Raw genomic sequence first — 12633 nt, 5'->3', positions numbered from 1 at the left:
CGTCATTGGTTTTCTCACCGGATGGTCTTGGATTTTACATTCTTTATCTCTATCACATCTTTAAAAAAATGGTATAAAAAGGTCTGATACCCACAGTTGCGGGCGATGTTCTCCGAGAACTTCACTAATTACTCCAGCCCCTCGACTGGGACGGATGACATGCAGGCAAATATCTTGGTTATGAAACACCCATTCCCATTGGTTTTGTCCGTTCACTCTGGCACTGGTTTCATCGCTTGCAAATTAATTTTACCTGCCGCAAACGTTGCAGTATTTGATTTACAAAGGTCATCTAAACTGGTTTTGACGGTACTTAAGAGGTTGGCGATCGCTCCTTCGGATATCTTGAGTCCAAAAACTTCCGCCAAGATTCCCGACAGCCGTTCGTAGCCGATCGCATGAGTGTAGCGCAGATATGTAACCAAGCTTTGAATTGAGCTGCCAAATGGTGAGCCTGGTTCCATTCCAGCAGGTACCCGGGCCAGATACTCGGTTTGACAACAGAGGCAGCGACCGCCATAGAGCTCGATGCGGGTGACTATCGGACGAATTGGTGGTAGTTCAATTTTGTCATAGACCGCTTGCAATTTTTGGGACGTGGCAGTGACTGTTTCTGAACACTGGGGGCAACTTTTGATTTGAGCGACAATGATTTGGTCGGGTTCGGGATGTAGATGTCTTCCCCCTCCTGCTCTGCCGATGCTTTTTTGTCTTTTGACTCCTTCTATTTTCGATGGCTTCGGCTTGATGTTGGGCTTGAATCCTTTTGATGGTGGAGTGCTTGAATTCGAGCTGGTTTTGGCGGGAGATGAGTTGGGTTTTGATTCGTCAGTGTCTAATGCTGCCCGCAGTTTTTGGATTTCCTGCCATAGCTCTACTATCAAGGCGTTTTTGGCCTCATCCGATAGTTGTTTTAGGTCAGGGAGTTTTTTCATTCCTTTATCTAATGTTTATCTCGTTCTCTTGTCAAGGGGGTTGAGCAATTACGTGTAATCTAATCTACCAGAAAAATTGTGCGTATTCGTAATCGCTATTGGCACCTTACAGAAGATAAATTGTGCAGAATTACCGATCGACTAAAAACACAATGCCCACTTCCCCAATTTCATCGCATCTCAGGAACTCTCACAGTCTCTGTAGGAGGCATAATTGCCTCTTTAGCATTCAACTTTTGATTCAACTCCCGAATCCGGCGCGACAGCAAGCGAATAATATTCACCGCAATTCCCGGCGTTTCATCAATCGCATCGTATAGCTGCATTTGAGTCAGCATCAAACACTCCGATTGTTCGACAGTAGAAATAGAAGCCGATCGAGGTTCGGCATCAAAAAGCGACATTTCCCCGAAACAAGCCCCCGCTTTCAACTGTGCCAAATCCCGATCGCCTATATGCACCCGCACCGTTCCCGATACCAAAATATAGAGAGATCGACCTTCTTGTCCTTCCGTAAAAATCCTGTGCTTGGAAGGAAACGAAAGTTCATCCATTACCGATGCTAGACGCACGAGAAAATCATCCCGCAGTTCCTTAAAAATCGGAACCTCCCTCACAAACAATAGGCGTTCGACGCTTGTTAACATAATGAGATGCAGTGATTAATTGAAACTTAAAAACGGGAAGGAGAAGGGGAATAAAAACCGTTGACGGTTGACGGTTAACTGTTGACTGACAATCACAACTGCCAACTGACAACTGACTAATGTTACCTTTTTCCCCCAGCACCGAACTCTGCCATCATCTCTTCAACTTGAGCGGATACCAAATTATCGGGGTCATTTTGCAGCCTGGGCAACAATTCGCCCAAAGCCCGCGGCGAAGCTATTTTCAAATAGGCTAACACTGCTTCGCGGACAAAACCCGTCGGGTGCTGCAGACAGACGAGAGTTTGTTGAGCCGTAAGACTCCAGCGCGCTTCTCTCGCCAAGTGAAAGCAGCAGGCCAAGGCCCAATCCGAAAGGAAGTGGCGCAATTCTAGCAAGCGGCGCAAACGATCGCTAGGGGCTAGAGGTTTGTAAACCATCAATTCCGAGAGGTTGCTCAATTTTTCTCTTTCCGAGTGTTGATCTAACAAATTGATGAGCGATCGCTTCCTAGCTATATCCACAGTATTATCGAGAATTTCCAATCCCCTAGCAACCAAAGAAGGTTGGCCGGAAGCGATGTTGAAAGCAGCCGCTTGTACCGTTTCCAGCGGATAAAGAAACTTCATCAGCAAAAAACAGCGCTCTTTAGCATCAGCTTCCAACCCCGCCAGAGCACGCTGCAACAATTGAGCCGTATCGTTCCCAGCTTCCCGGGCGCTGTTGCCCTCTCGCTCTGAGAAATTGCCGTAGGTTGTTACCCCAGACAAATCTACCAGAGCTGCATAAATTTGACCGATAAACATTAACTCCTGTTCGATGAGAGTTTCCAAGCCGCTGCGGCCGATGCGGTCTAGAACCCCTTCTATCCCCGCTTCTGAAGGCATTTTCAAGAGGATGCGGAGAATATTGCGCCTGGTAGTTCCCCAAGCCGTCATCAAATTGCTGACCAAAATGTCGATCGCCTCCGGAGTCCCAATTTGACCCAGAGCCGTCCAAGCTTGCAACCTGACCAAATCCGACTTGTGGATATCCTCAGCCAAATACACGAGCAAAGGAATGGCGTCGTTGTGAAGTTTGACTATAGCCTGCAAAGCCGCTTCCCTAGTCGATTTGTAACCAAGTCCGCGCAGCAGCGAAGGATAATATTCTTCCGAATGAGTAGACGAAATCACGTCTAACAGAGCGCAGCGCACTCGCAGAGATTCATCTTGCAACAGATTGGGGATATGCAGCCGCAGTCCTTGCAAATAATCAGCTTCTCCCAGAGCCCGCGTCCCCATAACACGTTCCCGCTCTTGCTTGTGTGTCAGCATTTGCCGCAGCGTATTAGTAGCCTCTGCCTTTTGCTGGCGATCGCCCCTTCTCATAATTAAAGCAGCCGCCGTACCCCGCACCACCGGATCGACCGTCGGCTGCAAGTAAGGCCGCAAGCTCTCAATATTCGGTTCAGCTTCCGTCAGCCAGATGTAACGCAAAGCCAAGGCCAGCACCTCCGGCGGCAAGGATTGCTGCGAGAGTGCGCGGACAGATTCTAAATATGCGGGGTTCGGGTGTTGCAGCATCGTTTCCAAGCTCTGGCGCTGCAAACCAGGGGAGAGCGAATCCAGGAGGGGAGCCAGAACTTCTCCGACATTTTTGGGGTCAATTTGCGTCAGGAGTTCTATGCAAGAGCGCTTTTCATCTTCGCCCCCCGGCTTTTGTAGAGTTTCCACCACTGCCCGCTTGAGAGCTTTGAGGTCAACGTCTGTGACGCCCAAGCGTCCCCGCTCCGCACTTTTGACCAACAAACCCACGTATTGAGAGCGGATCAGCCATACCACAAACACCCACAACAGTGCCAATATGACGATCACGCCAATAAATATCAAGCTTTGCTGGTCGTGAAATACATTTTCGTCTTGCTGGGGGAGTATCTTGCCTGTCACCCACAGCATAATCAGGATGCCTACTCCTGTAGCTCCGCAGGACAAAGGTTCGCCCACACCGTTGACCAAAGTTTGAATTCCCGATCGAATATTGTCGGGAATCGGTTGAAATAATACCGGGCTAACAGTTTCCAAAAGCGTGTAGTGAAGCAGTTCGTCTAAAAATCTCAGCAATATTAGCCCGATAAACACAGATACTAGCTGGCCCAGAGATGCTCCTATGGTCAGCACCCCGAGTATAGCGATGCCCGCCGGCAAAATCATCGCCGTCACGAATACACCGATTCTTTCCACCAACCTGCTCGAAGCGAACCACTGAGTCGCCACTTGAAACAGACCTTGTATGCCTTCATAAATGCCCAGGAAGCTAGCGATCCAGCTAGCTCCGTCCCCCGGGTTTTGGTATTCTAACTGGCTGTAGAATTGGAAATCTACCAGCACGTAGACGACTTCTGCGAGGATGAAGAAACTGACTAGAGGTACGGCGTATTTTTGGAGCGGGCCTGTAACTTTGCGGGCGGTAAATTCTTCTTGATCGTCGTCTTCGTCGTCATCCGTCCAGTGAGCCGTTTCCGGGAATGCTTGGCTATATTTTTCCGTGAGGTAGTAGAGCAACACCGAGCCTGTCGCCACCATCAACCCCGATATGAGGGTAACGTTTTTGAGTCCGACTACGTACAGCAAAACAGGCAGAGAAAATCCACTGACTACTCCAGCTACTAAATAGCCGCTACTAACTAGCGGATAGGTGCGCTTGATTTCTCTAATATTAAACAGTTGGTTGGAGGTGATAGAAGTATTAAGATCGTTGAGGACATAGCAAGCTTCTACCCACAGCCACATCAAAAAAATAGTAATAAAAGCGATGCTGACGCCAGCTATCTTAATATTTTCGTAGCCGATGCCGAATCGAAACAAAAATAGCGGTATCGACATCATTGCCAGAACAACCACTACGGTGCGCCTTAGCGGGAGGATTTTTTGCAGCCACGAGTAGACAAATCCCAAGCCAGAACCGATAAAGGCGCTGGCTATGTAGATAAAAGGCATTTTGTCTGCACCAAATTCATCTAGAAAAAGACCTACTGTGCTGAGTTCCAGCCAGATCAGCCCGACGGAGGTTAGAGTGTATACTACGAACATCAGTATGGTTCGCTCTACTTCTTCCGATCGCAGGTTGAGCGATCGCAGCACTCCTTGTCTTACTCCCGCCGAACCGCTGATTTGAAAATTTTCCATGCAGCGTTGATTTCCCTGTGTGGTAGCTTATTCCTGACTAACTTCGGAAGTCATCAGCTATCAGTCACCAGTTTATGACTGATGACTGCTTACTAATGACTATCTATTTATACTTTCTTCGGCGATAGCAGCATCATCATACTGCGTCCTTCTTTTTTGGGGGCTTGCTGCACTTCTGCGATTTCCTGCAAATCTGTCGCCATGCGCTTAAGCAAGTCCTCTGCTAGGTTGCTGTGTTGGATTTCCCGACCTCTGAACATGATCGTGGCTTTTACTTTGTCCCCAGATTTGATAAAGCGGTCTGCTAGTTTGAGGCGCACTTGGTAGTCGTGTTCTTCAATTTTGTAGCGCATCTTCACTTCTTTAACATCGGCAGTGTGCTGCTTCCGCTTTGCTTCTCGTGCTTTCTTTTCCTGCTCGAATTTGTACTTCCCATAGTCCATTACCCGGCATACGGGCGGGTCAGCTTTGTCGCTGACAAGTACGAGATCGAGTTCTTTTTCTTCTGCCAGGCGCAGCGCTTCTGCAGGCGTCAATATCCCTAGTTGCGCGCCGTCGGTATCGATTACCCGGATTTTGGGGTATCGAATATTTTCGTTGATCTGGGGTAGGTTGCGATTTTGTCTTCTTTCAATCACAGGCATGAATGGTTTTACAAGCAGTAGTTTAATAGCGAAGCTTCTTGATAGTTACAGGTTTGATCGGTCAATTTTTCACGATTGACGATCGAACTGTTTTATAAGGTGTTACCCTTACCGGACGTACTACCGCGCCCTGTGTCCCCTCCGCTAAAGCCTTGGGGAATATTTGGACGATCGTAAATGAATTCTTACAATACTTGCTATTCTACTCAGTCTGGCTGAGTTTCTGCTTAGTTTTATTTTAACTTCACACACGATCGCCCGCCCCCTTGCCCGATTGATGACAAAACCGTCAAAAATTCAGGGTAAAAGCTTAAGGATGAGGTAAAGTCGCTTTTCCTAGCCCATCTCGCCGGGTCGGACAAGTCCCCCAACTCGCCTGATTTGCCTTGTAGAATAGGTATAAGCAAGTGTAAATTTATGTTGCGAGCTGAGGCAAAATTGACAAATTCTCTGCTGTGGCACCAACGGGTGGGAACTCAACGAGACTGGATGTGGCGGGGTTGGCAAACTCGCTACACTTATTTGCGGCCCGATGGGGTACGAAATCAAGGGGCGCTGGAATTTCAAGATTCTGCGGCAAAACCAATGGCCCCGCGCGCATCGGGAACGCCAATTATTTTACTGCACGGGTTTGGAGCTTCGATCGGTCACTGGCGACAAAATCTCGCCCAACTCGCCGAAAACCAAACCGTTTACGCCTTGGATTTGTTAGGGTTTGGCGCTTCGCAAAAAGCTCCGGTCAACTACTCTGTGTCTTTGTGGGTCGATCAAGTTTATGATTTTTGGCTAACTTTTATCAGAGAGCCAGTAATATTGGCAGGAAACTCGATCGGCTCGCTGATTTGTCTGGCCGTGGCTGCAGCTCACCCGGACATGGTGGCCGGCACGGTGATGATTAGCCTCCCCGACCCCTCTGTACGAGCCGAAGCGGTGCCCGGATGGCTGCTTCCGGCGATCGAAGCTGTGGAAAGTTTGTTTGTTTCTCCGATCGTACTCAGGCCTTTGTTTTATTTTGCCCGCAAGCCTTCCTTTGTCCGTCGCTGGGTTGGCTTTGCCTACTCCAACCCCGAAGCTGTTACCGACGAATTAGTAGAAATTCTAGCAGGGCCAGCAGGCGATCGGGGAGCAGCCCGCGCCTTCTGCGCCTTATTTAAAGCTGTAGGCAGTTCAAAATTTTGCCCCAGTGTCAAGATTGTGATGCGAAATTTAACAATCCCCATGCTGTTAATTTGGGGCAAACAAGACCGGATGATTCCCCCTCGGTTTGCCCGACCCCATCAATTTGTCGAATGCAATCCCAATTATGTAGAGCTAGTGGAATTAGACAATGCGGGCCACTGTCCCCAGGATGAATGCCCGGAACAAGTAAATCAAGCAATTTTGAACTGGATGAGCCGGAATTTTGCACCTATGGGCGAGAGCGAATTGCAGCACTGTTGATTAGACAGGGGGTCGTTGATTACTAAGGGAAAAAAACAACTTGCAGGTATCGATCCCGCTCAAAAATAAATTTGCTAGAACTCGATCGCACCGGTGGTATGGTATAGCAGATGTTGAAGGCTGTAGCGACGAAGCGGAGCGGGTAAAAAGAAGTCCTGCAAGAAGGCGCAATCGAGCGATTAGGTTTCAAAAATTAAGAACGTCCTCACCGTCAGGGCGGTTGCTATATTACAAAACTTCCCTATCTTGAGAGTCAGTCGATTTGAGGTTCGAGATTGACTCCCCAGCCGCTATCTAGAGGCTTGAACTAACCTAAACCACTTGTTTGCTGTGGACGACTCCTGCAGAAAAGTAAGTCTCCGTCTTTCTGTGATGTCATCTATCTACTGTTATTGATTGCCCTTTTTTTATAAGGTCAGAGATTGACACAATCACCAAGATAGTGTATCTTCTCTAACTGGTAGTACACATCCAAGTTATGCAGTTAGTCGAAAGGCAAGTCATTAAACCAAATCACAGGTTTTACCCAGAAGCCGATCGATTGTCTTTGCTGTCCAACAAACTTTACAACTGCAATAACTACTATATCTACGGTCAAAACTTTTTCTCAGGTCAACTAACTAATGCTCTGGGTGTCGTTCGATCACTCAAAAAGAGTCTAAATTACAAAGCATTGCCGGCCCAAGTAACACACAAAACTCTCCCGTTACTGCTGAAAACATGGACTAGCTATCATAGTGTTAAATTGGCGGGCGCGATCGCGATCGCCCCACTAAGTTTCAAGCAGCACCGAAAATCCCTGATTAAAAAAATCCGAAAAAAAGAGAGCAGGGGCGATATGTATTTGTATTTAACTGTCAATGTGTTACAAAAAAGCTTTTCCCAAAGAATATGTCATTTTGTCTGGGACTAACATTTGGCGGCTTGGAAAAGTTACCTAAATCTTGGAAATCCGGATTGTTCCCCAGGTAAGTTGTTAAGTTATTGAGGTAGTTTAGGAAAAGTTAGAACAAAACGCAAGTGTAAAGCGGATTATAACCCTTGCCGTAACGAGCTTCGCCAACATTAAAGAGCTATGAAACCCCTCCCTGGAAGAACGGTAAAATTCTACCTTCTAACTTGTACCTTCTAACTTCAAGAAGCACCTTGTTTCTTGCTCCTAAAAATAAATACCTTCCCTTGTGCCCACAATCTTTCAGTCTGCTTATAACCGATCGCCCCCAATTATACGGGAAAGTTCTAAAATGCCGGGATCTGGCATTTTGGAGCCTGTTAACGCATAAAAAAGTCAATTTAGCCAACAACTGACGGCCCCCGTGCCCCCGGTCTGCTGGCGGCTAACTGCTGAAAGCCGATCGGGCAAGCAGCGCCCTTCCAGCTTTTGGCAGTAACGCAAACGAGGAAAAAACTGTCGTGAAATTCCACTGGCTACTACCGAGTTTCTTAAGTGTATTTTTGCTCGCCGGAGCCGCCGAAGCAGCTAGACTGCAATCTTGGCGGTTTGATGCTTCAGAGAACCGGCTTTACATTACAACAGACGGGGGAGTACAACCCAAGGCTCAACTGATTTTCAATCCTATGCGGTTGGTAATCGACTTGCCGGGGACGAGTCTGGGTCGTCCCTCGGTCAGCAAACCGCTCTCAGGGGCGATCGAATCGGTGCGGGTAGGACAGTTTGACAACGATACGACCAGAATTGTGGTCGAGATCAAAGACGGGTTTACTATAGACCCTCAGCAAGTAAAATTCCGGGGGATTTCTCCGAGCGAGTGGACAGTGGATTTGCCAACGCCGGTGCGGGGAGAAACTCAAAATCCGATTTCCGAACCAGGGGGAGAAAGGTTATCGGTTGAATCTTCAGCACCCCAAGCCGAGTCAGCCCAGGCGACTGTAGTTCAGAACGTTCAGGTGACGGCGGACGGTTTTTTAGTCCGCACTGCGGGCGGTCGCCCCCAAATTAATTTTCAACAAAGTCGGGCTGGGGACATCGCTACCCTCGATATTGAAGGAGCTAGTGTAGGGCCGGCCCTAAGCAGCCAACAGCCTAAAACGAACGGTGAGCACGGGGTTGACAAGATTGAAGTCCGGGAACTGCCAACAGACCCGCCCGTTACCCGCGTGACTTTGCGGATGAAGAATTCTAATACTCAGTGGCGGGCATCTGTGAGCAATTTGGGCGGGGTTGTGCTATTGCCTGGAAGTGTAGTACGACAGCCCTCGGTTTCCCGGCGCCTGACTGTAGATCCTCCCGCTAGACAAGCTCAAGGAAATTTAGCGAGAGTTCAGTCAATTGATTTAGCCAGTAACGGCACGCAACTGGTGGTGAGAACTGACCGCCAAGTCTCCTATACCAGCGGCTGGGACCAGGGGTCGAAAGCTTACTGGATCAGGATCGCCTCTGGTGTGCTAACGGGGGAAATTCCTCAGCTCGATGCCAACAGTCCTGTATCCTTTACGGCCAGCCAAGAAGACTCGGAGACTGTGGTGATTTGGGTGCAGCCGCGATCGGGGGTAGAGGTAGGCAGGGTGACAAGACCGAGCCCGCAGTTGCTGTCTTTGCAGTTGCGATCTAATGCTAGCGCGCAGCAGCCTTTCACTCGCACTCCCAGCCAGCAGCAGCCTTTGCCGAGAAGGACTTTCGGAAGTGACGATTTGCCCCAAGCTTCTAACCGCCGCGCCGTAGTAGCGATCGATCCTGGTCACGGTGGCCGCGATCCGGGAGCAGTCGGGATTCAGGGCATTCAGGAGAAGGAGATTGTTTTGGATATCTCGTTTCAGGTGGCGAGGCTGCTGGAACAGCAGGGCGTGCAGGTGGTGATGACTCGGACTGACGACAGCGAAATCGACCTGGAACCGAGAGTTTCTTTGGCGGAACGGGTGAATGCTAGTTTGTTTGTCAGCATTCACGCTAATGCGATTAATATGAGTCGGCCGGATATTAGCGGGATTGAGACTTATTATTTCAATAACGGCCAAGATTTGGCGAGGGTGATTCACGCCAGTATTTTGGAGGGTACGGGCGCGACTGACCGCCGAGTGCGGCAGGCGAGATTTTACGTTTTGAGGAAGACTTCTATGCCTTCTGTTTTGCTGGAGGTGGGTTTTGTCACGGGTGCTGAAGATGCTGCTAGGCTTTCTGACCCAGCTTACCGCAGTCAAATGGCGGCTTCGATCGCTCGCGGCATTTTAGTTTATCTTCAACAAAGATAATATATTGCCGCAGGGATTGGTAATGGGTAATTGGTTATTGGTTATTGGTTATTGCTAGCAACTGACAACTGACCACTGCCAACTGACCACTGCCAACTGACCACTGACCAGTGCCAAGTGACAACCGACTATTGACAATTAACAAATGACTACAGACTCTGGACAACAAAGAATTGGTATTTTTGACAGCGGCGTGGGCGGTTTGACTGTTTTGACCCAGTTGTACCGACAATTGCCTAACGAATCGATACTTTATTTTGGAGATACGGCGAGGCTGCCTTACGGCACTCGCACGCCGTCAGAAATTGTGGAGTTTGTCCGCGAAATTATGGCCTGGTTGGTGGAACAGGATGTGAAAATGGTCATTATGGCCTGCAACACAAGTTCTGCTTTGGCGATGGAGATGGTGCAGGCTGAGTTTGATATCCCGGTACTGGGAGTAATTCTGCCGGGGGCGCAGGCTGCAGTGCAGCAAGGCAAGCGGATCGGAGTCATCGCAACTCCTGCTACGGCTGCTAGCAATGCTTATCGAAATGCGATTTTGGAGATGGACGATTCTTGCCTAGTGTGGCAGGTTAGCTGTCCGGCTTTTGTGCCGCTGGTGGAGCAAAACCGGATTCACGACCCTTATACTTGTGAAGTGGCTCGGGAATATTTGGCTCCTTTAATTCAGCAGCGCATCGATACGCTGATTTACGGCTGCACTCATTATCCGCTGTTGGCTCCTGTGCTGCGCTCGCTTTTGCCTGCTGGGGTGACATTGATCGATCCTGCGGTACGGGTGGTGGCTGCTGCTGCCAGAGAATTGGAGCTTTTAGGGCTGCGGAATCCTGGTACTGCGCTACCGACTCGTTTTTGCGTGAGCGGCCCCCCGCAGCAGTTTGCGGAGTTGTCGGTGCAGTGGCTCGGTTGTACTCCTGCTGTTGAGAAAATATCCCTGCCGACAGTTGTACGATCGCCCGTATCGCTGGAATCTGGCGAATAAGCTGGAAAATTTATAGGTTAATCTAACCCCCCAAAACTCAGGTAAAGCTGGCTCTGGGGGGTTTAATTATTGGGATGTAACCTAGCAATTACACATCAATAGGTAATATTATTGAACAAAAGCTTTGATGAAGAATGCAAATAATGTCCTATACGTGCTGGATCTCTTCAGCCTTGAACCATGTCACCCTATGTATCACAAGCAGTTTTACTTGTAGACGGCTATAACATTATTGGACTTTGGCCTCGACTCCGAGAGAAGCGCGATCGCGACGAACTCGAAACAGCTCGCCGCGAGTTGATTGAGGTTTTAGTTAACTACAGCGCCGTTCAAGATTTTGAAGCTCGACTGGTGTTTGACGCGCACTATCGAGATACTCCTGGCGTTAAAGAAATTATTACTAAAAATTTATCGGTGCACTACACTGACTTCGGTCAGACAGCAGATACTTATATTGAAAAATCTTGTGCTAGTTTGCGCTACGAGTTGCGATCGGTCAAAGGCAAAGGCCGCATGATTGTCGCCACCTCAGACCGAGCGCAGCAATTGACCGTAGTCGGCTACGGTGCCGAATGGATGTCAGCCGAACAACTAGCGGCTGACGTAGAATCCACTGCCCGCCGCAGCGAGCGCCAGCACAAATCCCGCAAACACAACTCCAGTCGGTTTCTCGCCAATTCCCTCGATCCCGAATCCCAGCAGCGCCTCGCCAAGTTGAGAATGGGGCTGCATTAGCTGCTGAAACCTTCTTGCTGTATGACAAAAAAAAAGTTTGTCAAAGGCCTTGCCAAATCGAGTAAGTTCAGCTATTGTTAGTAATTGTGGGTAACAAAAACCCCCAATCCTCGGTAGCTCAGTGGCAGAGCGGTCGGCTGTAATGAATGCAAGCCTTTGGCATCAACCAAAAGCCCTAGTGACATAGCAGCTCTATCCGGTAACGGATACTGAAAAATCGGGTGAATTCAAGGAAACCGCAGCACTTTGGGTGGCGGCAATCTTGAGCCAAGTCTGGCGAAAGGCAGCGGTTACGATCGCAAGTAGCCGGAAAGGTGCAGAGACTAGAGATGAGGAGCCTAACCAATAAATCTCACAGCGCCCGACATCCGACGACAGATCACACAGATGATTTGTAGGGATGATGAAATAGTCCGCCCCCTTCGGAAACGTTGGGATAAGTGTAACCGATTGGTCGTAGGTTCAAATCCTACCCGGGGAGTTAGTAAAAGTCTGAAGTTGGAATTTTCCAGCTTCAGATTTTTTGTTTTTATTTTCAGATATGTTTTTCTATAATACTGCAGTTTAGACTAAGCAAGCGCTGATGGGATAAAAAAGAGGGAGTCTGACTTGCCTCAGAAGTCCCTTTGACAGAAGCTAAGAGTAGTACTACCCACCCTTAGCGACCAATATGCAACTTGCCAGATTAAAAGAGTTTCGTCAAGCGGCCTACCAATATTTATGCCGAGCGCACGATGCAACGTTTGAATTAACTGATGCTATAGTCATTTCAAATAAGTATGAGACACTCTTCATGCACAATAAGCACGAATAATTTCATCAAGAGATGTGCCAGGAGACGCATACATTTTAGCTCTCTTTAATGCACTA

9 protein-coding genes are annotated in these 12633 nt (G+C 48.6%); 5 read left to right on the top strand and 4 right to left on the bottom strand.

What is annotated here, in order from left to right; all coding sequences use genetic code 11:
* Positions 1–212 precede the first annotated feature (212 nt).
* From QUA77_RS27100 to infC, 4 genes are all read right to left on the bottom strand, one after another.
* Positions 213–935, bottom strand: coding sequence for a hypothetical protein (locus QUA77_RS27100; protein WP_333042798.1), 723 nt, complete (start codon positions 933–935; stop codon positions 213–215).
* Between the two features lie 170 nt (positions 936–1105).
* Complete coding sequence (locus QUA77_RS27095) at positions 1106–1582, bottom strand: Crp/Fnr family transcriptional regulator (RefSeq protein WP_333042796.1); 477 nt, start codon at positions 1580–1582, stop codon at positions 1106–1108.
* 122 nt (positions 1583–1704) lie between these two features.
* The gene (locus tag QUA77_RS27090) at positions 1705–4749 is read right to left on the bottom strand and encodes a HEAT repeat domain-containing protein (RefSeq protein ID WP_333453658.1); all 3045 of its coding nucleotides are present in this window, start codon (positions 4747–4749) and stop codon (positions 1705–1707) included.
* Between the two features lie 107 nt (positions 4750–4856).
* Positions 4857–5393, bottom strand: coding sequence for a translation initiation factor IF-3 (gene infC / locus QUA77_RS27085; protein ID WP_006635262.1), 537 nt, complete (start codon positions 5391–5393; stop codon positions 4857–4859).
* A 417-nt stretch (positions 5394–5810) separates the two neighbouring features.
* Between infC and QUA77_RS27080 the strand changes: the two genes are divergently transcribed.
* The 5 genes from QUA77_RS27080 (at position 5811) to QUA77_RS27060 (ending at position 11763) form a co-directional block, all read left to right on the top strand.
* A complete protein-coding gene (locus tag QUA77_RS27080; protein WP_333453656.1) occupies positions 5811–6833 on the top strand; it encodes an alpha/beta fold hydrolase in 1023 nt (340 codons plus the stop codon).
* A gap of 478 nt (positions 6834–7311) precedes the next feature.
* Entirely contained in the window at positions 7312–7746 is a 435-nt protein-coding gene (locus QUA77_RS27075; RefSeq protein ID WP_333453654.1) for a hypothetical protein, read from the top strand.
* A gap of 500 nt (positions 7747–8246) precedes the next feature.
* Complete coding sequence (locus QUA77_RS27070; RefSeq protein WP_333453652.1) at positions 8247–10043, top strand: N-acetylmuramoyl-L-alanine amidase; 1797 nt, start codon at positions 8247–8249, stop codon at positions 10041–10043.
* A 145-nt stretch (positions 10044–10188) separates the two neighbouring features.
* Positions 10189–11028 (top strand): glutamate racemase, encoded by an 840-nt coding sequence (gene murI, locus QUA77_RS27065; protein ID WP_190660417.1) that lies wholly within the window; start codon positions 10189–10191, stop codon positions 11026–11028.
* Between the two features lie 180 nt (positions 11029–11208).
* On the top strand, positions 11209–11763 hold the full coding sequence (locus QUA77_RS27060; RefSeq protein ID WP_242722119.1) for an NYN domain-containing protein: 555 nt from the start codon (positions 11209–11211) through the stop codon (positions 11761–11763).
* The last annotated feature ends 870 nt before the right edge of the window (positions 11764–12633 follow it).

The sequence above is a fragment of the Microcoleus sp. K5-D4 genome, assembly GCF_036704575.1.
Lineage (GTDB): Bacteria > Cyanobacteriota > Cyanobacteriia > Cyanobacteriales > Microcoleaceae > Microcoleus.
This window is presented reverse-complemented; position numbering and strand designations above follow the sequence as displayed.